We start from the raw sequence: 21,546 nt of genomic DNA, 5'->3' as shown, positions 1-21,546 counted from the left end.
GCGTCAGCGGGTCGGCCGGGTGACCGCTTTCAGGCCGTCCTTGGCGGCGCCCCGGCTGAGGACGGCCTCGGTGATGGCCTCGTGCGCGGTGCGGTGGTCGTCCCGGTCCGACTGTCCGGCCAGGGCGTCGACGAGGTTGACGACCCTGCCTTCGTCGTTGTCCATGAGCTGCGGGATGAACTCGGCTTTCGTGACCTGCCAGCGCTGCCCGGCCGCGGCCGGCGGGGCGAAGGTGAAGCGGCCGATGGAGCTGTAGCTGCCGCGCAGGTCGCGGTCTCCCTCGTGGTTGTACATCTCGCCCGCCACCTGGTCGCCCATGCCGTAGACGATCCAGGTCCCGTTGACCTTTTCGTAGGCCTGTGGGATGTGCGCGTGGGTGCCGAGAACGAGGTCGATGTCCGGCCGTCCGGCCGTCTGCGACGCCGTGAGTTCCCTGCCCAGGGACACTTGCTTCTCGTCGGGCTCGGTCTGCCATTCCGTGCCCCAGTGCGTACTGACCAGCACCACGTCCGCGCCCGCCTTCCGGGCCGCCCGCGCGTCCGCGACGATCTTCTTGGATTCGAGCAGGTTGACCGACCACGGCTTGCCCTCGGGCATCGGATAGCCGTTGGTGTCGAAGGTGTACGCCAGGTGGGCGACCTTGGCGGTGCCCGCGGTGTACAGCCTGGTCCTGGCGGCCTCGGCGGCGGTCCGGGCCGAACCGGCGTGTCCCAGGCCGACCTTGTCGAAGCGGTCGAGGGTGCGTTCCAGCCCTTCCTCCCCGTCGTCCAGGGTGTGGTTCGACGCGGTGGAGCAGCCGTCGTAGCCCGCGTCCTTCAGTGCGTCGGCGATCTCGGGGGGCGACTTGAAGGCGGGGTAGCCGCTGAAGGGCCCGCCCTCCTCGCCGTAGATCGTCTCCATGTGGCAGAGGGCCAGGTCGGCTGCCGAGACGACCGGTTTGACGCCTGCGAACAACGGCTTGAAGTCGTGGCCGTCGCCGGCCGCGTCCACCGCCCCCTGCCGGATGACGGAGGTGTGGGGCAGTACGTCGCCGGTCGCCACCAGGGTGAACCCCCTCGCGGGGGCCCCGGCCGCGGGGGCGCCGGCGGCCTTGGACGGTGGGGGGCTCTGGGGCGGCACCAGAGCGGCGGGGGCGGTTCGGTCGGAGGTGGAGCAGCCCGCGACGGCGGCCGACAGCAGGACCGCGGACAGCAGCGCGAGGGCCCGGCGGGTGCGCGTGGTCATCTGCCCCAACTCTCATTAGTAGGACTATCCGATGATCTGAATTCATAGAAGAAGGCGTCCCCTGTCAAGGAGCGGGGCCGCCCGTCGCCCGCCGGCTCACCCCGATGGCCGTTCGCCGCGCCGTTCGACCGTTCACCGTCCGGCGGGGCCGCCCACCGGACGACCCGGGTGCTTGGGCGCACCGGCGGCGCAGGACGGTTCCGGGGTGGCTCCGCGCAGGTCAGGGTGAGTGCGTCGACCCGGGCGGGCTCCCCAGCGGACGCCGGCGAACCTCGGAAGGAGCCACTCGTGCCAACCTCTCCCACCCTGCGGCGCACGGATCCCGAGGCGCTTGCCGAACTCCAGCGCGACCACGGGCGGGCTCTGTTCGGTTTCCTGCTCGGCCTCACGGCAGGGGACGCGCAACGCGCCGAGGACCTGGTGCAGGAGACCCTCGTACGGGTCTGGCAGCACCCCGAGGTGCTGGCGAGCAGCCACGACTCCATGCGGCCCTGGCTCTTCACCGTCGCCCGGCGACTGGCGATCGACGCGCGCCGGGCCAGGCTGTCCCGGCCGCAGGAGGTGGAGCCGGACGGCCTGGAGCAGGCACCGGCGCCCGTGGACGCGGTGGCCGGCTCGGTCACGGCGATCGACGTGCGGCGCGCCGTCGGCACCCTGGGGCCGGAGCACCGCGAGGTCTTGATGCAGGTCTACTTCCAGGACCGGTCGGTGGCCGAGGCCGCGGCGGAACTCGGCATTCCGGCCGGCACCGTCAAATCCCGCACGTACTACGCCCTGCGCGCCCTGAGGAAGGGGCTCCAGGGGTACGGACTCGGCGCCTGAGCGACCCCGACCGGGTGGAGAACCGTCCATGGGTCCGCTCAAAGAATGTCTCCAATGCGCACGGATCGGACATGAAGCGCATCGAAATCGGCATCAGAGCGTTCAAGTTGAGTAAACATCCCCCGCTCCGCGAGTCGCTCGGTGAAGGCTCAGGGCTGACGACGGGACGCTCGACACGCGGGAGAGGGTGGAACGGTGCAGCCCGAGGGTTTGAACGGCACCAGTGGCGGTGGGCTGGCGGTGCCCATGGCATGGCTCTACGCGGAGTACATCGCGGACGAGCTGCTGCGCACGGGCCGGCTGATCCCGGCCGGAACACAGGAGTTCCGCGCGGGACGCGACACGCTCGCGCTGACCATCTACCTCTCGGACGCCGCCGGCGAGCTGTCCGGGATCCGCGTGGTGTCCCAACTCGACGAGTGGATGTCGCTGACGGCGTACGGACACCCGTGGCGCGACTGGGTGGAGACCCGCTTCCTGCAACTCGGCGAGGAGGACCGGACACACGACGGCGGCGCGAACGCCGACCTGGAGCTGGCCCGCGCCGCCTGGCGGTGGCTGGACCGCACCGAGCTGTTCGCCACCAACCTCGAACCCGAGCGGAGCGAGCCCGAGGAGATGCCTCCGGGGCTGGACGAGAACGCCCGCATCTGGACCCCGGCCTGGCAACTGGGCCTTCCGTTGGGGCACTTGGCGATGCAGCTGTTCTGAGGTGCGACGGGGAGCCCGCGCCTCGGGGACTATCCCGGGCGGCGTGACCCCGGGGCCTCCGCGGGATCCGCGACCAGCCCGGTGAAGTCGGCCTCGTTCCGCTCGGCCCGTGTCACGTACCACCGGGCGATCAGCCACATCACCGGGTACACGAGCAGGCCGAGCACGACCCGGACCAGCGGCCCCGAGCCCACGTGCGGCAGCAGGAACAGCAGCGGCAGCGTCGCCACCAGCAGCAGGAGCGCAGCCAACGCGCCAATTCCCGCCCGGAGTTGACTGCGCATCAGGGCGCGTACGTAGGTGGCCCCGAGGGTGGTCTGCTCCGAGATCTCGGATCGCGCCGGCGTGTGTGGCGGCCTGCGGCGGGCACCGCGCGGCACCCCCGTGACGGTCTCCCGCCGGGGCGGCGGCTGATGCTCGGCCATGGTGGCGGATTCTACGCAGCCGGTCGCGGCGGGAGAAGGCTATTTCAGGAGCCGGGACAGCCTCCGGTCCGCGAGTGGCTTGCCGCCGGTCTGGCAGGTGGGGCAGTACTCGAGCGAGGAATCGGCGAAGGACACCGAGCGCACGGTGTCGCCGCACACCGGACAGGGCTCCCCCGTCCGGCCGTGCACGCGCAGGCCGCTCTTCTTCTCGGCCTTCAGCCGCCCGGCGGCGACCCCGTGGGCCCGGGCCACCGCCTCGCGCAAGGTGCTCTGGAGGGCCTCGTACAGGGAGGCCACCTGCGGCTCGTCGAAGGAGGCGGCCAGTTTGAAGGGCGAGACGCGGGCCGCGTGGAGGATCTCGTCGCTGTACGCGTTTCCGATGCCGGCGATGACGCCCTGGTCGCGCAGCACCCCCTTGATCTGCCGCCGCTCCCCCGCCAGCAGCGCCGCGAAGGCGTCCCGGTCGAAGTCCTCGGCCAGCGGGTCCGGCCCGAGCCGGGCGATGCCGGGAACCTCCTGCGGATCGCGGACCACGTACACCGCGAGCCGCTTCTGCGTGCCCGCCTCCGTGAGGTCGAAGCCGCCGCCGCCCTCCAGCACGAGACGCAGGGCGAGCGGACCCTTCCCGGGGCGCGGCGGCTGCTCGGGCATGGCGTCCTGCCAGCGCAGCCAGCCGGCCCGGGCCAGATGGGTGACGAGGTGGAGTTCGCCGACGCTCAGGGCCAGGAACTTCCCGTACCGCACGGTGGGCCCGATCGAGTGGCCTTCGAGGGCGGTGAGCGGGGGATCGTACGTCTTGAGCACGCTGACGGCGAGCGGCAGGACGCGTTCGACGACCCGTCCGTCGAGGTGTTCGTCGAGGAACTCCCGCAGAGCCTCGACCTCGGGCAGTTCAGGCATCCTCCCAGCCTGCCGCCGGCTCCCCGACCGCGCGACTCGGCATGCGCACCGGGCGCCTCACCTACCCCATGACGAACTCGCACCACACGCATTTGCCGCTCCCCCGCGGCTCCACGCCCCACACGTCCGCGAGCCGGTCCACCAGCATCAGACCTCGCCCCGACACCCCGGAGTCGCCCGCCTCCCGACGCCTCGGCAACGCGCTGGAGCGGTCCTCGACCTCCACCCGCAGCCTTCGTTGCGAACCGGCCAGGATCCGCAGCGTCACGATCGCCGGTCCGTCCGTGTGCATCAGGGCGTTGACGATCAGCTCGTCCGCGACCAGTTCGATCTCGTCGGACCGGCCCCGGGCTCCCCAGGCCCGCACCGCCGCGCCGATCATGTGGCGGGCGGCGACCAGCGCCTCGGGGTCGCCGGGGGCCACGTGCTGCTGGAGGCGTCCGCCGGCCTGTGGGGTCTCGTCCGGTTGGCGTCGCAGCAGCAGCAGGGCCATGTCGTCGTTGCCGCCCCGCTCGTCGACGACCTCGCAGAGCCGGTCGGCCAGCTCCCCCAGGTCGGCCGGTCCTTTGCGGATCAGGGTGGTGAGGAGTCGGATGCCGTCGTCGAGGTCGGCGCCGGGTTGTTCGACGAGCCCGTCGGTGCAGAGCAGAAGCGTTTCCCCGGGATCGAGTTCGACCGTGGTGACGCCGTACTCCAGACTGCCGAACTCCGCCGACAGCCCGAGCGGCATCCCGCCCTCCACCGGCAGCCGCAGGCAGTCCCCGTCCCGGGTGCGCAGCAGGGGGTCGATGTGGCCGGCCCGGACCAGTTGGAGCACGCCCGTGGCCAGGTCGACCTCGGCGTACAGACAGGTGGCGAACCGGTCGGTGTCCAGTTCGTGGAGGAAGACGGACGCCCGGGCCATCACCGTGGCCGGCGAGTGCCCCTCGGCCGCGTACGCGCGCAGCACGATCCGCAGCTGCCCCATGACCGCCGCCGCGTGGGTGTCGTGGCCCTGCACGTCCCCGATGACCGCGCCCACCTTGCCGCCCGGCAGCGGAATGACGTCGTACCAGTCGCCGCCGATGTCCTGGCCCATCCGGGCGGAGCGGTAGCGGACCTCGATGTCGACGCCGGGGACGGACGGGATGCGGCGCGGGAGCATGGCCTGCTGGAGGCCCTCCGCAAGGTCGTGTTCCTGTTCGAGCAGCATGGCCCGCTGGAGGCTCTGCGCGATGCTGCTGCCCAGGGCGACCAGCAGATTGCGTTCGTCCTGGGTGAAGCCGTCCTTGTCCTGGTAGAGGAGTCCGATGGCGCCGATCGGGCGGGCCTGGGCGATCAGCGGCAGGTACGCGGCGGCCGAGATGTCCATGTACGAGATCTTGGCCCAGAGCTCCGGATAGCCCTCGGCGAATTCCTCCGCGGAATCGAGGAAGCAGGGTTCGAGCGAGCGGACGACCTCGCTCATCGGGTACGCCTCGTCGATGCGGGTGTAGCGGGTGCCCGGCAGGAAACTGCCCACGGGTCCTTCGGCCACCAGGTGGATGCGGCCGGCCTCGACGAGGCCCATCACCATGCCCATGGAGCCGAGCCGCTCCAGGCCGTGGGCGTCGCCGATGACGTCGATGACGTCCCGAACGGTGCGCGCGTGGGCGAGGGCGGCCGTGGTGCTCTCCACCACGGAGGTCTGGCGGCGGCGTTCCTCGTCCAGACCGAGGCGCTCGGCCGAGTGGCTGAGCTCCTCGGTCGCGTCGCGGACGATGCCGATGATCCGGTGCGGCCGCCCGTCCGTGCCGCGCATGACCCGGCCCTGGGTGTGCGTCCAGCGCAGTCGGCCGTCGCGGCAGCGGATGCGGAAGTAGGCGCCGTAGCTGTCCACCCCGCTCTTGAGCGCGCCGGAGACGAGGGCGTCGAGCCGGGTCGCCTCCGCGGCCGGAACGCGTGGCGACAGGGACGCGGGGCGTCCGTCGTACGTGGCGGGGTCCGTGTCGAAGACGTCGAGGGCCGCTGCGTCCAGATGCATGAGCCCGGTGACCAGGTCCCAGTCGAAACTGCCCATGCGGTTCAGCGAGAGCGACCGGTCCGGGTGTGCGGGCCAGTCGTCCGGCAGCGATACGGTGGTCGGCACCGATCCACCATGACACACCGGCGGGTCAGGCGCTCTCCAATTGCCCGCCCGGGTCCGAGGGCTGCCGTCCGACGTCGGGGACGTTGCCCGGGCCGTACGGATCCCCCTGGTCCGGCACCGCGTCCGGTCCGGTCGGCAACCCGGGGTCACCGTTCGGCGACCCGGGGTCGACGGGCATCGGCTCCGTGAAGAGGTCCGGGGGGACGTCCGACGGCTGACCGGGCGGTACGCCGGGCGGGACCTCGGAGGGCACCCCGGCCGCCGGGCCGGACGGCACCTCCTGCGGCTGCCCGTTCGGGACGCCGGGGGGAAGGCCGCCGGGAACGTCCGCGGGCGGGCCGGAGGGGCCGTCGGACGGCGCCCCGGAGGGTGCCGACTCCCCGGGGGACGACTCGGCGGTGGTGGCGGGACCGTTCGGGATGCCGTCCGACGGATCGTAGGGGGGCACCACCTGCGGAGTCCTGTCCTGGGCTCCGTCGTCGCCGCTCGTCCGCTCGATCCAGGTGTTGTTGGCGATGTTGACGATGGTGAGTCGGCCCAGCACCTGGGCGGTGGGCTCGATGACGATCACCTGGTTCGCCTGGTAGCCGTTCCACGCGTCGCCCTTGAGCACCGGGCTCCCCTTGGGGGCGCGCGGCGCGCCCAGGGGATTGCCGCCGGCGCAGCGCACGCGGGGCATGCCGTGGTTGTCCACGAGGACGGCCGTCCCGGCCTGGAGCACGGACTGGAAGCTCGTCTCACGGCCGTCGCGCAGGCCGTGGCTGGTCATGCGGGCGTCGGCGCGCAGCACCACCGGGGTGAGGCCGCGCAGGTACTCGGGGAGCTTCGCCTGTTCGATGCCCGAGGCGCGGGCGAAGGCGCCGGCCTTGGCGTCGTCCCCGGTGAGGAAGCCGACCTGCTGTTCGACGTCGCAACTGCCGAGCCGCTGGGTTCCGCCGTACAGGCCCGGGGTGGCGGCGTTGACGGTGCGGATGCCCTGGCCGGACGCGTTGGGGAGCGGCGGCTGGACGGGGGCGGATTCGGCGGTGGCGGAGGAGTTGGTGAACGGGTCGGGGCCGGCCGTGCCGACCGACTGGAGGTGGACCTCCTGGCTCTCGGGGCCGGCTGTCGCGGCCCGGGGTTCCTCGGTCGTGCCGCAGGCCGTGGCGAGCAGCCCGAGCAGGCCGACGAGCGCGAAGAGCGGCGCCCTGGCCGGTGTGTGACGGCGTGGTGTGTGACGGTGTGGATTCTGACGGTCTGTCGATGCGTGCACGTCGGGCCCGTCGCTCACGTGTTTCTTCCTTTCGCCCCGGTTGCTCCTCCTTGTCTGCCGCATCTCCCCCGGAGCCGCATCTTGAACGCGTTCAAGGAACTTGTGTGGTCACAGCCCCCTTCGAGAGCGCGTACGCCTCCCCACGAACCGGCGCCGTCCGCCCCGGCGCCCGATACTGGAGGGGATGGACTGGTTCACGGCGCCCGACTACTGGCTGGGCCGGCTGGTCTTCCAGCGGGCCCTGGCCGGGGTGTACCTGCTCGCCTTCATCGGGGCGGCCCTGCAGTTCCGGGCGCTGATCGGGACGCACGGCATGCTGCCCGTGCCGCGCCACGTGCGGCACGTGCCCTTCCGGCGCGCCCCGAGCCTGTTCCAACTGCGCTACTCCGACGGCCTGTTCGCCGGTTGCGCGTGGACGGGGGCGGTGTTCGCGGCCGCGCTCGCCGCCGGCGTCGGGGACCTGGTGCCGCTGGCGGCGGCGATGGCCATGTGGGCCGTTCCCTGGCTGCTGTACCTGTCGATCGTGAACGTGGGACAGACCTGGTACGCCTTCGGCTGGGAGTCGCTGCTTCTGGAGGTGGGCTTCCTCGCGGTCTTTCTCGGCAACGCCCGGATCGGGCCGCCGGTGCTGGTGCTGTGGCTGCTGAGGTGGGTCCTCTTCCGGGTGGAATTCGGGGCCGGGCTGATCAAGATGCGGGGCGACCCCTGCTGGCGCAAACTCACCTGCCTCTACCACCACCACGAGACCCAGCCGATGCCCGGGCCGCTGAGCTGGTTCTTCCACCACCTTCCGAAGCCGCTGCACCGCGTGGAATGCGCCGCGAACCACGTGACCCAGCTCGTGGTGCCGGTGCTGCTCTTCACTCCGCAGCCGGTGGCCTCGTACGCCGCCGCGATCGTCGTGGCCACCCAGGCGTGGTTGGTCCTGTCGGGCAACTTCGCGTGGCTGAACTGGATCACGATCACGATCGCGCTGTCGGCGATCGACTTCACGGGGCTCGCGGGTCCGCCGCCGGAGGCCGCCTCGCGCGGGGCTCCCCTCTGGTTCGTGGCGCTGGTGTGCGCGGTGAGCGCCCTGCTGCTCTGGCTCAGCCGGCACCCGGTGGCCAACATGGCCTCCCGCCGCCAGGCGATGAACCGCTCCTTCGACTCCCTGCACCTGGTCAACACCTACGGGGCGTTCGGCACGGTGGGGCGCGTCCGGGACGAGGTGGTGGTGGAGGGGAGCGCGGACCGGGTGCCGCGCGAGGACGGCGACTGGCGCGCCTACGAGTTCAGGGGCAAGCCGGGCGCACCGGGCCGGATGCCCCGCCAGTTCGCCCCGTACCATCTGCGCCTGGACTGGCTGATGTGGTTCGCGGCGCTCTCCCCCGGCTACGCGCGGGACTGGTTCGGGCCGTTCGTCGAACGCCTGCTGGCCGGAGACCGGGACACCCTGCGGCTGCTGCGGCACAACCCCTTCCCGGACGCCCCACCGGCGCATGTGCGGGCCAGGCTCTACCGCTACCGGTTCACGACCTGGCGGGAGCTCCGTGAGACGGGCGCGTGGTGGCACCGCACCTTGCTGCGCGAGTACCTGCCACCCACCCGCCTCGCGGAGACCTCCCGGTCAGAGCCCGAGTAGCGCCGCCTCCCGCTCCGGGGAGATCCCCTTGGCCGAGCGGTCGGGGCGTAGCGGGGCGTCGCCGTCGAGGGATCGGAGCCAGGTCCAGGTGTCGGCGACGGTCTCGACGACGGGGCGGCACACGAGGCCCGCCTCCACCGCCTTGGTCACGTCGCCGCTCATGTACGCGTGCAGTTCGCCGCCCTCGGGAAGCCAGATCGGCAGTTCGGTCCACGGCTGGACGCCCGCCGCCTCGATCGCGGCCGGGTCGATCCAGCGCAGTTCCGCGTTCCCGCCGGTGGCGGCGAGGCACGCTTCCAGGAGCTCCTCCATCGTGGCGTGACCGACCGGGGAAACCAGGTTGTAGGGGCCGCCGCGCCCGGCCTCGGCGGCGTCCAGGGTCCAGGCCGCGAGGTCGCGCACATCGATGTACTGGAGCCGGTGCCCACGCGGCCCGGGGGCCACCATCGGGCCGCCGCGGGCGGCGCGGTCGAGCCACCAGGGCAGTCGGCCGACGTTCTCGTACGGACCGATGATGAGCCCGGCGCGCACCAGCAGGGCGCGGTCGCCGAAGGCGTCGAGGGCGGCGAGTTCACCGCCGCGCTTGTCCTCGGCGTAGGCGACGGACTCGGCGTCGGCCGAGCCCTCGACGAGCGGGCCGTCCTCGTCGAGGCCGGCCGGCGCCGGGTAGGCGTACACCGAGCGGCTGGATATGTACACGTACCGCCCGACGCGGTCGGCCAGCAGGCGGGCGACGTCACGCACGGCGGTGGGCGCGCCGCTCCACGTGTCGACGACGAGGTCCCACTCACCGTCGGCGAGGCCGGCCAGGCCCTCGGCGGAGGTGCGGTCCCCGTGCACGGCGAGGACGTTGGGCGGGGGCGCATGGTGGCCGCGGTGGAATACGGTCACCTCCCAGCCCCGGGCGAGGGCGTCCTCGGTGATCGCGCGGCCGACGAATTCGGTACCACCCAGCATCAGCAGTTTCATGGGATGAGCCTGCCCGGCAGGTGACCGGCGCGGAACCCGTGATCGCTCTCGGCGATGACGCCCAGGGCGTACGCGAATCGGGAACTCCGGCCGTACGGCCCGGTGTCGCAGTCGCGTCGGGTCCTGTCGGGTGTCGCGGTCGCGTCGGGTCCCGTCGGGGCCGAGGGGCACATGCCTCGCCCCCGTCGCCGTGGTGGCGCGGGGGCGCAGGTCGGGGCCGTGGGGCCGGTGGCTCTAGTCGATGCCGGGGAGAATGTGCGGTTCGGCCAGGTCGTCCTCGTAACCCGCCAGCCGGATGGGGGCGGACCGCGCCCACACTTCGAGGCTTCCGAGTTCGTCGGACCGGGTCTTCCCCTTCACCGCTCGGACGGTGCGCTCCAGCGATGGGTCGGGCTTGGTCATTTCAGTCACCGCGAACTCCCTTGTGTCGCGTAACCCAGCGGGCTGATCGCGCGCCGGAGATAGGGAAATAAAGGTTTTCCGGACGCGGTGGCGCCTTGGTGGAGCGGGGCCCGGGTGAGGCCTCCATGCCGATCAGAGTACACATATGAGCGGGGCCCCGCTCGATGGAACGGTAAAATCCACGCCGGATCACTCGTTTTCGCCCCGAGTTCAGCACGTCGGACGCCGGCGGTTCACCGGAGTGGACTGTTCGACGTGCGCGAAGACACGAAGCGGGGCGGTCAGTTGGGCCTGCCGGGGTGCCGGCGGCAATCCCGACCGTAGCGGCGACCGGGTCCACCCGCGCGGGTTCCGCCGGCAACACGACGGCCGCGTCCCGGCGGAACGGGACGACCGGCGCGGGCCGCACAGGGCAGGACGGGACGCGGCGGGCGCATGAGGGGCGGGCCCGGGCGTTGGGCCGGGCGGGTGACGGCCGGGCGGCGGCCCGCGTCATCGAGACGGGCCCGTACGCGGCAGCCCGCGGGAGGTCGCCGCGCGCTCGCGGCCTCACCCGAAAGGAGGACGCGGGGACCTCGCGCTCGGGAGCGTCGTACGCACGGTCCGGTGCTTCGGGGCCGCGCCCCGGGGAGGAAACGCCGCTCGCCCGGCCGAAGTCGGCACGGGCGAGCGGGTGCGGAGGGGAAGGCCTACCAGTTGGCGGGGGCGTAGTCCTTCAGGAAGACGCCGAACAGGTCCTCGCCCGCCTCGCCGCGCACGATCGGGTCGTAAACGCGGGCCGCGCCGTCCACCAGGTCGAGCGGGGCGTGGAAGCCCTCCTCGGCGAGCCGGACCTTGTCCGGGTGGGGCCGCTCGTCGGTGATCCAGCCGGTGTCCACCGCGGTCATCAGGATCTGGTCCTTCTGGAACATCTCCTGCGCGCTGGTCCGCGTCAGCATGTTCAGCGCGGCCTTGGCCATGTTGGTGTGCGGGTGGCCGGCGCCCTTGTAGCCGCGGCTGAACACGCCCTCCATCGCGGAGACGTTGACGACGTACCCGCGGCCGGCCTCGGCGGCGGCCATCGCCGGCCGGAGCTTGCTGATCAGGATGAACGGCGCGGTGGAGTTGCACAGCTGCACTTCGAGCAGCTCGATCGGGTCCACCTCGGACACCGTCTGGATCCAGCTGTTGGTGTCGTGCAGGTCGGGGACCAGGCCACCGGCGTCGATGGCCGTGCCGGCGGCGATCCGCTCCAGGGAGGCGGAGCCGGAGACCAGCGCCAGCTCGGTGACGTCCTGCGCGCTGAGCTTCTCGCCCTTGCCGGTGGGCAGGGCGGCGACCCGGTCGACCGTGCCGCTGCCGAAGGTGCCGATGACCTCGGCGGCGGGCAGCTCGCCGGCCGGCAGCGGAGCGTTCTCGGCGGCGACGAGTTCGCTGTAGGCGCCCGGGGAGCGGCGCACGGTCTGCGCGGCGTTGTTGATCAGGATGTCGAGCGGGCCCTCGGCGGCGACCGAGTCGGCGAGCGCGACGACCTGGGCCGGGTCGCGCAGGTCGATGCCGACGACCTTCAGGCGGTGCAGCCACTCGGAGCTGTCGGGCATGGCCTTGAAGCGGCGGATCGCGTCGTTGGGGAAGCGGGTGGTGATGGTGGTGTGCGCGCCGTCGCGCAGCAGCCGCAGCGCGATGTACATGCCGATCTTGGCGCGGCCACCGGTGAGCAGGGCGCGGCGGCCGGTCAGGTCGGTGCGCGCGTCGCGGCGGGCGCGGTTGAAGGCGGCGCAGTCCTGGCAGAGCTGGTGGTAGAAGGCGTCGACCTCGACGTAGCGGGTCTTGCAGATGTAGCACGAGCGGGGACGCTGGAGTATTCCGGCGATCGGCCCCTTGGTGGCGGCGGTCAGGGCGTTGCCCTGGGTCTCGTCGTCGATGCGCTCGGCGGAGCCGGTCGCGGTCGCCTCGGTGACGGCCTTGTCGTTGGCGGTCTTGGCGGCGCGGCGGTCCTGGCGGCGACGCTGCTTGACCGTGCGGTAGAGGCCGGCAGTGGCACGGCGTACGGTGATGGCGTCGGGGTGGTCGACGTCGAGCTTGTCGAGTTCACCGAGCACGTTGAGGACGAGGGCCAGCCGCTCGGGGTCGATGCCCGGCCCGTATGCGTGGTTGTCTTCGGTCACCGTCATGGCCGCTGCCGTTCCTTGATCACTCGTCCGCGTCCGCCTGCTGCGGAGGTCCCAAAAGGGCCACTGTACGGAGGCGACGCGCCCGGGGACAAACCCGCGCCCGGACACCTCACGCACCGCGAGTGGCCCGTCACGGTGGGGAGGGGCCGACGTTGATCGACGACGTGGCCGGAATCCGTCTGTCCGGCCGTCCCGTAGTCCCACCGGAGTATGCCGAGAGGATGACACGAAGCCCTCCGGAGGCTCCTTTGGGGGGAGGAATAGGGCGCCCGGGTCGGGCATTGTGGAATTCATGAGTGCCTTCGCGGTGTCCGTTCTGCTCTGCCTGGTGTCCGCCGTCGCGTATGCGGGCGGCGCCATCCTCCAGGAGCAGGTGGCGGCGGGCTCGCCGAACCGGTCCTACGCGCCCCTGCGCCGGGCCGGTTGGTGGTTCGCGGTCGGGCTGAACGCGCTCGGCGCGCTGTTGCACGTGGTGGCGTTGGCGTACGGACCGCTCAGCCTGGTGCAGCCGCTCGGAGCCCTGACCATCGTCTTCGCGCTCCCGATGGCGGCCGTCCTCGTCCATCGCAGGGCGGGCGCGGCGGCGTGGCGCGGGGCGGTGCTGGCCACGGTGGGCCTGGCGGGGCTGTTGGCCCTGACCGGCGGCGAGGGCCGGGCGGAGCAGTCGTTGACGCACGGGGGTCGGACCCTGCTGCTGGTGGTCGCGGGCGCGTCCATGGCGGTGCTGTTCCTGACGGCGCACCGCACGCGGCGGGCGGTACGGCGCAGTGTGCTGCTGGCCGGGGCGGCCGGTACGGCCTTCGGCATGGCCTCGGTGTTCACGAAGTCGGTGGCGGAGGGCTTCTCCCTGGACGCGCCGACCGCGATGTGGCGCGACCTGGCGGCCATCGCCACGCTGGCGGCGGGCGGACTGCTGCTGTCGCAGGCCGCCTACCGGGGGGCGGGGCTGACGGCGCCGCTGGCGACGGTGACCGTGGTCAACCCGGTGGTAGCGGCGGCCGTGGGAATCTCGGTCTTCGGCGAGGGCTTCCGCCACGGGTCGCTGGGCGCGGTGGCGGCGGCGGTGTGCGCCGCGGTGGCGGCGGCCGGCCTCCTCCTGCTCATGGCCGTGCCGCCGCACGTGCGCGGGTCAGATGCTGACGCCGTGCCCGCGGAGGTACCGCAGCGGGTCGATGTCGGAGCCGTAGCCGGGTCCGGTGCGCATCTCGAAGTGCAGGTGGGGGCCGCTGCTGTTGCCGGTCGAGCCGGAGCGGCCGATCCGCTGACCGCCGGAGACCTGCTGTCCGCCCCTGACCCCGAGCGCCGAAAGGTGCGCGTACTGGGAGTACCGGCCGTCGGCGTGCCGGATGACGACCTCGTACCCGTAGGCCCCGGACCAGCCGGCCGAGACCACGGTGCCGGAACCGACCGCCTTGACGCCGGTACCGGTGGGCACCGGGAAGTCGACGCCCGTGTGGTAGCCGCTGGACCAGGAGGAGCCCGCGACGTGGTAGGCGGTGCCGAGTCCGGCGTCGACGGGCGCGAAGAAGCCGCCCGGGGAGGTCTGCTGCTTCGCTGAAGCCGCCTCGGTCTTCGGCTTCGCCTGCGGGGCCGGCTTGCTCTGCTCCGGCGTGGGCTTGGGCTTCGGGGCGGGCTTGCTCTGCTCGGGCTTCGGCGCGGCCGGCGCCACCGGCTTGACCGGCTTCGCGGTGCGCGGCGGCTTCTCCGGGTTCTGCGCCGGCGGTGCGGCCGTGATCCGCAGGGTGAGGCGCTGGCCGGGCAGGATCAGGTTCGGGTCGGCGCCGACGGTGGCCCGGTTGGTCTCGTACAGCGCCTGCCAGCCGCCCTCGACGTGCTGGTCGGTGGCGATGGCCGACAGGGAGTCCCCGGGGGCGACGACGTACGGGTTCGGGAGCACGGAGGTGCCGGTCGGACGCGGCGCGGTCTTGGTCGTCGCGGCCCCGTCCTGCGGGAGCTTGGCGGTGACCTGCACCTTCATGGGCTGGGGCGCGGGGGTCCGGGCCTTCGCCGGCTGCGGCTTCGTCGACTGCGGGGTGACGGCGGGCGCCGGGCCGCTGCGGCTGAGCCCCGCGGCCGGTCCGCACGAGGGCCAGGCCTGCGGCCCCTGCCCCTTGAGGACCTTCTCGGCGACCGCGATCTGCTGGGCCTTGGTGGCCAGGTCGGCGCGGGGGGCGTAGGCGGTCCCGCCGAAGGCCCGCCAGGTGCTCTGGCTGAACTGGAGCCCGCCGTAGTACCCGTTGCCGGTGTTGATCTGCCAGTTGTTGGTCGATTCGCAGGTGGCGACCTTGTTCCAGGTCTCCACCGAGGCGGCATGGGCGGACCCGGCCCCGACGAGAGGGAGCGCGATCCCGGCGCCACCGGCGGTGACGACGAGCGAGGCCCGGTTGATGCTGCTCGGCTGGTACCGGCGGTGCCGGCCCCGTACGCCCATGGGAGCCCCCTTGAAGACATCAGGAAGGGCACAAGGTAGCGGCGACACGAGCCGCCCGGCAAGTATCACAACCAGCCTGCCTCAAGGCGAAGTTGAGAATCAGTGCACAACGGACGAGCTCTCACATCCCGGTCGATGTAGCGTCGGGGGTCCCCGCACATCGAGGCACGCAGGAGCGCACGCATGAGCAGCAGCACCGCCCAGATCGGTGTCACCGGGCTCGCGGTGATGGGCAGCAACCTGGCCCGGAACTTCGCCCGCAACGGCTTCACCGTCGCCGTCCACAACCGCACCGCCGCGAAGACCCACGCCCTGGTGGAGGAGTTCGGGCACGAGGGCTCCTTCGTCGCGGCCGAGTCCGCGAAGGAGTTCGTCGACGCGCTGGAACGACCCCGCCGCCTGATCGTCATGGTGAAGGCCGGCGAGCCCACCGACGCCGTGATCCGCGAGTTCGCCGAGCTCCTGGAGGAGGGCGACGTCATCATCGACGGCGGCAACGCCCACTTCGAGGACACGCGCCGCCGCGAACGCGAGCTGCGCGAGCAGGGCATCCACTTCGTGGGCGCCGGCATCTCGGGTGGCGAGGAGGGCGCGCTGCTCGGCCCGAGCATCATGCCCGGCGGGCCGGCCGAGTCGTACACCTCCCTCGGCCCGCTGCTGGAGAAGATCTCGGCGAAGGCCGCCGACGGCACCCCGTGCGTCTCGCACATCGGCCCCGACGGCGCCGGCCACTTCGTGAAGATGGTGCACAACGGCATCGAGTACGCCGACATGCAGCTCATCGCCGAGGCCTACCACCTGCTGCGCGAGGTCGCCGGCTACTCCCCCGCGAAGATCGCGGAGACCTTCCGGACCTGGAACACGGGCCGGTTGGACTCGTACCTCATCGAGATCACGGCGGAGGTCCTCGCGCACACCGATGCCGCGACCGGCCGGCCGTTCGTGGACGTCGTGGCCGACGCCGCCGAGCAGAAGGGCACGGGGCGCTGGACCGTACAGATCGCCCTCGACCTGGGCGTGCCGGTCTCGGGGATCGCCGAGGCGGTCTTCGCCCGCGCCGTGTCCGGTCACGGCGACCTGCGCGAGGCCTCGCGCGACCTGGCGGGCCCGTCGGCCACGCCGCTCTCCGGGGCCGCCGCCGACGCCTTCGCGTCCCAGGTCGAGCAGGCCCTGTACGCCTCGAAGATCGTCTCGTACACGCAGGGCTTCCACCAGATCCAGGCGGGCAGCGCCGAGTACGACTGGAACGTGGACCTGGGCGCGGTCGCCTCGCTGTGGCGCGGCGGCTGCATCATCCGGGCGGCGTTCCTGGACCGGATCCGCGCCGCGTACGACGCCGAACCCACGCTGCCGAGCCTGCTCGCGAACCCGGAGTTCGCCCAGGAGATCGGCGCGGCGCAGGACGACTGGCGCGAGGTGCTGGTCGCGGCGGTCCGCCAGGGCATCCCGGCGCCGGCGTTCGCGGCCTCGCTGGCGTACTACGACGCCCTGCGGGCGGAGCGGCTGCCCGCCGCCCTGACCCAGGGCCAGCGGGACTTCTTCGGGGCGCACACCTACCGGCGCACCGACCGGGAGGGCTCGTTCCACACCCTCTGGAGCGGCGACCGCTCAGAGGTCCGCACGGACTGACGCGCGGCGCGCGCACCGACGCGCCTCGGCCCGGGGCTCCGAGTGGGCCCGGGGCGGCCCGGCCCCGGTCGAGCGAACCTCGACCGGGCCGGGTTCGGGCCTCAGGCCCCGATCGAGCCCAGCGGGCCGGGCTGCGGCACGGGGGCCGGTCCGGGCGGCGCCGGGATCGGGTCGGGCTCGGGCACCGGTCCGGGTACGGGCGGCGCAGGCCGCGGCGTGGGCGGTTCGGGGTCCGGGAAGGGTCGGGGCCCCGGCGTCGGATCGGGTCCCGGCACCGGGGGCTGCGGGTCGGGGACCGGAGGCTGGGTCTGCTCTTCGATTCGCACCATGTGTCCCACCTTCCCCGGAACCCCTGCGGTACGCCCGCCGGAGGGCGGCCGACCGGAGGGCGGCCGACCGGAGGACGCCCGTACCGGCTGACGGCCGAGCGCGGCGGCCAGGCCGCGGGCGGGGCCCGTCAGGACCGGGATCAGGGTCGTGGTCGATGCCGCGGCGCCGGCCATCGAGCCCTGGGCGAGGAGGATGACGTCCGTGTCCGTGACGGCGTCGATCGCCTCGGCCACCAGGGCGAGGGAGCCGGCTTCGTCACCCGCCGCGAAGCGGTCCCAGGCCCCGGCGACCACCCGCGTCCGAAGGGACACCTCACGCGTCCCCGCCTCCTCGGCCGGCAGGCCCGCGGTCGGAGCCGGCGTGGACTCCAACGAGGCCAGTACGGTGATCCGGCCGCCGATCCGGACCGCCTCGGCGGCCATCGGCCGGTCCACCCGGAACAACGACAGTCCCAGCGCGCCGGCCTGCGCCTCCACGACCGCACCGATCGTCGAACAGGTGACCAGAACGGGGCCGGAGCACCCGCCGAGCAGCTCCCGGACCGCCGGCGCCACCGCCTCCGGTCCCTCCGCACGGGCCCGGTCCGGCAACTCCGGGACCACCAGGTGCCGCAGGGCGGCGCCCGGGTGATCCCGGTCGCGCAGCGCGTCGAAGACCGGGACGTGCGCCGCGGACGTGTGCAGCAGCGTCAGGGACACGCGGGCCCCCGCGGCGGCGTCCGTCACCACAGGTCGGAGTCCGAGGCGAGCTGCGCCTCGGCCGCCGCCACGACCTCCGCCGGGGCCACGGGCGCCAGGTCGGGGTGTTGGGCGGCCCAACTCGCGGCATACGGACAGAGCGGCACCACGGGCACCCTCTCGGCCGCGGCGATCGTGTAGAAGGTCTCCACCAGACGCCCCGCGATGCCCCGCCCCTCGTGCCCGGGCTCGACGATCGTGTGGACCGCCACCAGGGCGTGGGGTTCCTCCGCGAGGACGAAGTAGGCGATGAGGCCGACCGCGCCCCCGTCCTCGACGGCGAGCAACCGCCCGGCCCCTCGGTCGTCCTCGAACACGATCGTCGGCTCGTCCGCCATGTTCCCGACTCCCGACCTCGTCAGACGGCAACCGCGTGGGGGCTGCGCTCCTGGTCCGTTCCCGGTACCGGCGCGGAGGGATCCGCACCCAGCTCGATGATGCGGTTGTCCGCGTCCACGTGCACGACGCGGGGCTTCAACACCCGGGCCTCGGCGTCCTCGACCTGCGCGTAGCTGATGAGGATGACCAGGTCCCCGGGGTGCACGAGGTGGGCGGCGGCGCCGTTGATCCCGATGACACCGGACCCGCGCTCGCCTTCGATGACGTACGTCTCCAACCGGGCCCCGTTGGTTATGTCCACGATGTGGACCAACTCCCCGGGCAGCAGGTCGGCCGCGTCCAACAGGTCGGCGTCGACGGTGACCGACCCGACGTAGTGCAGGTCGGCCTGGGTGACGGTGGCCCGGTGGATCTTGGACTTGAACATGGTGCGCAGCACTTTGAGCTCCCAAACGACGGCTCCCTGCCTGCTTTCTGCAGGTCAAGGGCGCTATGGACTCTACACGGACGCTCGTCAAGACGGAGATGAAAAGGAACATCGACCCCCTCCGCCGAGAAGGCTCGAAGCCTGCGCTTCTGCGCGAACCGGGCTGTTGCCACACCGCCGACCAGGCGTCACATCGGACAGCACCCGTCGTACCTCTCGCCATCCGCCCTCTCATGGAGAGGGGCGACCACCGTCAGGCCCACGGCCAGAGTCACGCCGAGGGCGACGCGGATCTTCGACTGGTGCTTCCCGTACCAGTTCTTCGTCTTCTCGACGAAGGAGGTGGGCTCGCCCCCTCGGGGGACACGGAGTCGGTCACCCGCACAGAGCTACCCGACCCATCCCCCACCTGTCAGCCAATCACCCGACATCGCCCGATCAAGCTCAGTGCCGTGTTCGGCTCCGGCCCGCGCCGGTGGAGCGAGTGTCCGAAGTTGCGGTGGTCGGCGAGCGATGCATCCTCACCGCCGAGCCACCCGGGTCGCCACCGGCGCGGGCGGCTCAGGAGGTCGGGCGCGCCCCGAGGGACTCGCGGGTTCCGGCCAGCGGGTCGCGACCGTGCTCCCTGGCGTACTCATGGCGGCGAGAGTCGGCTTTGGAGGGATTCGCCAGGCAGCAGTAGTCCCAGAAGTCGACCAGCACCCGGAACGCGTCGTCGAGCGTGCATTCACCCTGAACGTGCTCGACGAAACAGTTCTGCACCCTCACGCCTTGAGGGCTGATGGTGACGGTATGCGCGTTCCCGTCCAGGTCCTCCGGTGCGAAGCCCGGATTGGCCTTGGCCTCGGCAACCAGATCGATCGCTTCCAGGACGGACAGCGGCGAGAGCTGGATGTCGGCCGTAACCCACTGTCCCAGGATGTTCAGCTCGGCAGGCCCCGAGAAGGACGGCACCCCGAAGGCGTCCTCAACGTAGTACCTGGTGCGGATCACTGCCCTGTCCTCCTTCTTGCCCACTTCGGCATGAGCGGGTAAATCGTCTTCGCGTCACCGCCGATCGGATCGAAATGGCCTCCGAGCGTGATGCCCTTCCAGTCTCCACGCCACGTGTTGGTGGCGGGGTCGACCACCCGGGCTCGTGCCGACCGGTTGCCCGCTCCTCTGACGCGTCGTGAGGTGAACTGTGGTGGTTCATCAGGTCCCGTCGCGCGGTGGACGGCGGCATTCACCGAGAGCCTCTCCACGGCCAGGCGCGCCGAGTCGGGGACCCCTCTCGACCGGGAGGCCCTGAAGTGGCCGACCATGGCCCCGGCCGGGTGGGTCAGTCGGTCGGGGGGACGAACTCGGGCTGGTCCAGGAGGCGGAGCCAGCTGCCGTCCGGTTGGCGGCGGACGACCTGTGCGCGGGCGCCCGCGCCGTCCTTCGGCGGGGTGGAGGTGAGGGCGATGTCTGCGCTGATCAGCGTCGGCAGCGGTTGCTCCGGTTCGAAGCGGGGGCCGCCGGCCAGCACCTTCTCCCACAGTGCGCGGATCGCCTCCCGGCCCACGGTCCGGGAGCCCGGCGGATAGGCCATCACCGCGTCCTCCTCGTAGAGAGCGGCGACCCCGGCCGCGTCACCGGCGTTGGATCGTTCGACGAACAGACGGGTGATGTCCTCGGGGCGCATGGCCTTCTCGTACTCCGGCGTGTGCTGCGACATGACGTCCTCACTCCTCGATGCCTGATGCGCTCTGCTCAAGCGCTCGACGGTCGAGCGCTCGACGGTCAAGCGCTCGGTGTCGAACCTCGACACCTCCCAGCCTGAGCGATGCCGATCCAGTAGTCCAACAGCTGGATCCACTGAGAGCTAGAATTGACAGTCATGGACCTGAGGCAGTTGGAATACTTCGTCGCGGTCGCCGATGAGCGGAACTTCACGCGGGCGGCCGAGCGGGTGCACATCAGTCAGTCGGGCGTCAGCGCGCAGATCCGCCGGCTGGAGCGGGAGCTCGGCGCCGAACTGTTCGACCGGTCGGCCCGTACGACGACCCTCACGGACGCGGGCCGGGCCGCTCTCGATCACGCCCGGGCCGCGCTGTCCGCCGCGGCGGCCGTCAGTCAGGCGGTGGGCGAGGTGACCGAGCTGATCCGGGGTCGGCTCACCGTCGGGATGGTCATCGGCTGCACCGTCACGCCCCTGTTCGACGCGCTCGCCGCGTTCCACCGGGCCCATCCCGGGGTGGAGATCTCCCTGCGGGAGGAGAACTCCGACCGGCTGATCGACGGGGTGCGCGGCGGCACTCTCGACATGGCTCTCGTCGGGTCCTCCACCGCCACCCACGACGGGCTGGATGCCTTCACCATCATCAGCGAGCGGCTCGTGGCGGCCGTGCCCTTCGATCACCCCCTGGCCCGGCGGGACCGGGTCACCCTGCACGACCTGGGTGCTCATCCGATCGTGTGCATGCCCCGGGGCACGGGTCTGCGCACGGTGTTCGACCAGGCGTGCGCCGCGCAGGACCTCCGGATCGGGATCGCGTTGCAGGCCGGGGCCGCCGACGCCGTCGTCGACCTCGCCGTCCGCGGTCTCGGCGTCGCCGTCCTCAGCGAGTCGATGGCCGCCGGCCACGCCGACCGGCTCACCGCCCGCACGATCGACGACGTCACCTCACCGGCCCTGCTGTCGCTGGTCTGGAAGACCCCGCACGCCCCCGCGACCCGCGAACTGCTCGCGCACGCCCGCCGCGCGTTCCTCCGGTCCGACGCCGGCCGGGAACCACCCGGCGGGGACACCGTCCGGTGATCGCCCCCGCTCGGGCCGCGGGGCGTCCGACGGCTGCGCTCGACCGCTGCAACAGCTTTGCGGCACAGGCTTGTTGGGGACAACGGGAGGTCAGAGGGGTGGCCGGGGCGCTGGTGCCGTACCGGACACTCGGTCGGTTTCGGTGCGGGTGGCGGGTGGAGCCCCGCCGCGGACGCCGACGAGCCGTGCACACAGGAGGCGTGAAGTGGCCAGGCAGGAGCGCGCGGTCCGGACGCGCGGATCATCGTCGAGGCCGCGGCCGAGATGCTCAATGAACTCGGA

Annotated in this window: 18 protein-coding genes and 2 pseudogenes; 6 read left to right on the top strand and 14 right to left on the bottom strand. The window is 72.3% G+C overall.

Annotated elements, in window-relative coordinates; genetic code table 11:
• Positions 1-3 precede the first annotated feature (3 nt).
• A complete protein-coding gene (locus ACQEVM_RS12270) occupies positions 4-1,224 on the bottom strand; it encodes a CapA family protein (RefSeq protein ID WP_433077843.1) in 1,221 nt (406 codons plus the stop codon).
• A gap of 288 nt (positions 1,225-1,512) precedes the next feature.
• Between ACQEVM_RS12270 and ACQEVM_RS12265 the strand changes: the two genes are divergently transcribed.
• Positions 1,513-2,046, top strand: a complete 534-nt coding sequence (locus ACQEVM_RS12265) for a sigma-70 family RNA polymerase sigma factor (protein WP_433077841.1) — start codon at positions 1,513-1,515, stop codon at positions 2,044-2,046.
• 246 nt (positions 2,047-2,292) lie between these two features.
• Positions 2,293-2,757: a hypothetical protein gene (locus ACQEVM_RS12260; protein WP_433077839.1), complete on the top strand. Its 465-nt coding sequence runs from the start codon at positions 2,293-2,295 to the stop codon at positions 2,755-2,757.
• A 29-nt stretch (positions 2,758-2,786) separates the two neighbouring features.
• Here the strand turns inward: ACQEVM_RS12260 and ACQEVM_RS12255 are convergent, their stop codons facing one another.
• The 4 genes from ACQEVM_RS12255 to ACQEVM_RS12240 form a co-directional block, all read right to left on the bottom strand.
• Positions 2,787-3,182 carry a hypothetical protein gene (locus ACQEVM_RS12255; protein WP_433077837.1) on the bottom strand — a complete coding sequence of 132 codons (396 nt, stop codon included), beginning with the start codon at positions 3,180-3,182 and terminating at the stop codon, positions 2,787-2,789.
• Positions 3,183-3,221: 39 nt separating this feature from the next.
• Entirely contained in the window at positions 3,222-4,082 is an 861-nt protein-coding gene (locus tag ACQEVM_RS12250) for an Fpg/Nei family DNA glycosylase (protein WP_433077835.1), read from the bottom strand.
• Positions 4,083-4,143: 61 nt separating this feature from the next.
• Positions 4,144-6,207 (bottom strand): SpoIIE family protein phosphatase, encoded by a 2,064-nt coding sequence (locus ACQEVM_RS12245; RefSeq protein WP_433077833.1) that lies wholly within the window; start codon positions 6,205-6,207, stop codon positions 4,144-4,146.
• Between the two features lie 7 nt (positions 6,208-6,214).
• A complete protein-coding gene (locus ACQEVM_RS12240; protein WP_433077831.1) occupies positions 6,215-7,459 on the bottom strand; it encodes a DUF6777 domain-containing protein in 1,245 nt (414 codons plus the stop codon).
• Between the two features lie 166 nt (positions 7,460-7,625).
• Between ACQEVM_RS12240 and ACQEVM_RS12235 the strand changes: the two genes are divergently transcribed.
• The gene (locus ACQEVM_RS12235) at positions 7,626-9,065 is read left to right on the top strand and encodes a lipase maturation factor family protein (RefSeq protein WP_433077829.1); all 1,440 of its coding nucleotides are present in this window, start codon (positions 7,626-7,628) and stop codon (positions 9,063-9,065) included.
• Here ACQEVM_RS12235 and ACQEVM_RS12230 read toward each other — a convergent pair.
• The 3 genes from ACQEVM_RS12230 to ACQEVM_RS12220 form a co-directional block, all read right to left on the bottom strand.
• Positions 9,051-10,034, bottom strand: coding sequence for an NAD-dependent epimerase/dehydratase family protein (locus tag ACQEVM_RS12230; protein ID WP_433077827.1), 984 nt, complete (start codon positions 10,032-10,034; stop codon positions 9,051-9,053). The genes ACQEVM_RS12235 and ACQEVM_RS12230 overlap by 15 nt on opposite strands.
• 234 nt (positions 10,035-10,268) lie before the next feature.
• Positions 10,269-10,445 (bottom strand): hypothetical protein, encoded by a 177-nt coding sequence (locus ACQEVM_RS12225; protein ID WP_159041562.1) that lies wholly within the window; start codon positions 10,443-10,445, stop codon positions 10,269-10,271.
• Between the two features lie 680 nt (positions 10,446-11,125).
• Positions 11,126-12,589 carry an SDR family NAD(P)-dependent oxidoreductase gene (locus ACQEVM_RS12220; protein ID WP_433077824.1) on the bottom strand — a complete coding sequence of 488 codons (1,464 nt, stop codon included), beginning with the start codon at positions 12,587-12,589 and terminating at the stop codon, positions 11,126-11,128.
• Positions 12,590-12,881: 292 nt separating this feature from the next.
• Here ACQEVM_RS12220 and ACQEVM_RS12215 point away from each other — a divergent pair.
• Positions 12,882-13,613 (top strand): annotated as a pseudogene (locus ACQEVM_RS12215) (DMT family transporter); the annotation flags it as partial.
• A gap of 105 nt (positions 13,614-13,718) precedes the next feature.
• On the opposite strand, the gene ACQEVM_RS12210 reads toward ACQEVM_RS12215, so the two are convergent.
• Complete coding sequence (locus tag ACQEVM_RS12210) at positions 13,719-15,020, bottom strand: transglycosylase family protein (RefSeq protein ID WP_433077822.1); 1,302 nt, start codon at positions 15,018-15,020, stop codon at positions 13,719-13,721.
• A gap of 183 nt (positions 15,021-15,203) precedes the next feature.
• Here ACQEVM_RS12210 and gndA point away from each other — a divergent pair, with 183 nt between their 5' ends.
• Positions 15,204-16,649, top strand: coding sequence for an NADP-dependent phosphogluconate dehydrogenase (gene gndA, locus ACQEVM_RS12205; RefSeq protein WP_433077820.1), 1,446 nt, complete (start codon positions 15,204-15,206; stop codon positions 16,647-16,649).
• Positions 16,650-17,074: 425 nt separating this feature from the next.
• Here the strand turns inward: gndA and ACQEVM_RS12200 are convergent.
• The 5 genes and pseudogenes from ACQEVM_RS12200 to ACQEVM_RS12180 form a co-directional block, all read right to left on the bottom strand.
• Positions 17,075-17,677, bottom strand: a pseudogene (locus ACQEVM_RS12200) (arylsulfatase); the annotation flags it as partial.
• A gap of 23 nt (positions 17,678-17,700) precedes the next feature.
• Positions 17,701-18,054: a GNAT family N-acetyltransferase gene (locus ACQEVM_RS12195; protein ID WP_433077818.1), complete on the bottom strand. Its 354-nt coding sequence runs from the start codon at positions 18,052-18,054 to the stop codon at positions 17,701-17,703.
• 20 nt (positions 18,055-18,074) lie between these two features.
• Entirely contained in the window at positions 18,075-18,494 is a 420-nt protein-coding gene (gene panD / locus ACQEVM_RS12190; protein ID WP_030870250.1) for an aspartate 1-decarboxylase, read from the bottom strand.
• 549 nt (positions 18,495-19,043) lie between these two features.
• Positions 19,044-19,499, bottom strand: a complete 456-nt coding sequence (locus tag ACQEVM_RS12185) for a hypothetical protein (protein WP_433077815.1) — start codon at positions 19,497-19,499, stop codon at positions 19,044-19,046.
• Positions 19,500-19,803: 304 nt separating this feature from the next.
• Positions 19,804-20,181, bottom strand: a complete 378-nt coding sequence (locus ACQEVM_RS12180; RefSeq protein ID WP_433077813.1) for a YybH family protein — start codon at positions 20,179-20,181, stop codon at positions 19,804-19,806.
• Between the two features lie 162 nt (positions 20,182-20,343).
• Here ACQEVM_RS12180 and ACQEVM_RS12175 point away from each other — a divergent pair, with 162 nt between their 5' ends.
• Positions 20,344-21,264 (top strand): LysR family transcriptional regulator, encoded by a 921-nt coding sequence (locus tag ACQEVM_RS12175; protein WP_433077811.1) that lies wholly within the window; start codon positions 20,344-20,346, stop codon positions 21,262-21,264.
• Positions 21,265-21,546: the final 282 nt, after the last annotated feature.

The sequence above is a fragment of the Streptomyces sp. CA-243310 genome (assembly GCF_050936775.1).
GTDB lineage: Bacteria > Actinomycetota > Actinomycetes > Streptomycetales > Streptomycetaceae > Streptomyces.
Note: the sequence above shows the minus strand (reverse complement) of the source record. Positions and strands in the feature narration are given on the sequence as shown.

What these genes read in the sequence shown, in the direction of transcription:
- ACQEVM_RS12210 (WP_433077822.1), bottom strand. Translation starts at nt 15,020, where the DNA reads ATGGGCGTACGGGGCCGGCACCGCCGGTACCAGCCGAGCAGCATCAAC.
- ACQEVM_RS12250 (WP_433077835.1), bottom strand. Translation starts at nt 4,082, where the DNA reads ATGCCTGAACTGCCCGAGGTCGAGGCTCTGCGGGAGTTCCTCGACGAA.
- ACQEVM_RS12260 (WP_433077839.1), top strand. Translation starts at nt 2,293, where the DNA reads ATGGCATGGCTCTACGCGGAGTACATCGCGGACGAGCTGCTGCGCACG.
- ACQEVM_RS12230 (WP_433077827.1), bottom strand. Translation starts at nt 10,034, where the DNA reads ATGAAACTGCTGATGCTGGGTGGTACCGAATTCGTCGGCCGCGCGATC.
- ACQEVM_RS12175 (WP_433077811.1), top strand. Translation starts at nt 20,344, where the DNA reads ATGGACCTGAGGCAGTTGGAATACTTCGTCGCGGTCGCCGATGAGCGG.
- ACQEVM_RS12255 (WP_433077837.1), bottom strand. Translation starts at nt 3,182, where the DNA reads ATGGCCGAGCATCAGCCGCCGCCCCGGCGGGAGACCGTCACGGGGGTG.
- ACQEVM_RS12195 (WP_433077818.1), bottom strand. Translation starts at nt 18,054, where the DNA reads ATGGCGGACGAGCCGACGATCGTGTTCGAGGACGACCGAGGGGCCGGG.
- ACQEVM_RS12235 (WP_433077829.1), top strand. Translation starts at nt 7,626, where the DNA reads ATGGACTGGTTCACGGCGCCCGACTACTGGCTGGGCCGGCTGGTCTTC.
- ACQEVM_RS12270 (WP_433077843.1), bottom strand. Translation starts at nt 1,224, where the DNA reads ATGACCACGCGCACCCGCCGGGCCCTCGCGCTGCTGTCCGCGGTCCTG.
- ACQEVM_RS12220 (WP_433077824.1), bottom strand. Translation starts at nt 12,589, where the DNA reads ATGACGGTGACCGAAGACAACCACGCATACGGGCCGGGCATCGACCCC.
- gndA (WP_433077820.1), top strand. Translation starts at nt 15,204, where the DNA reads ATGAGCAGCAGCACCGCCCAGATCGGTGTCACCGGGCTCGCGGTGATG.
- ACQEVM_RS12180 (WP_433077813.1), bottom strand. Translation starts at nt 20,181, where the DNA reads ATGTCGCAGCACACGCCGGAGTACGAGAAGGCCATGCGCCCCGAGGAC.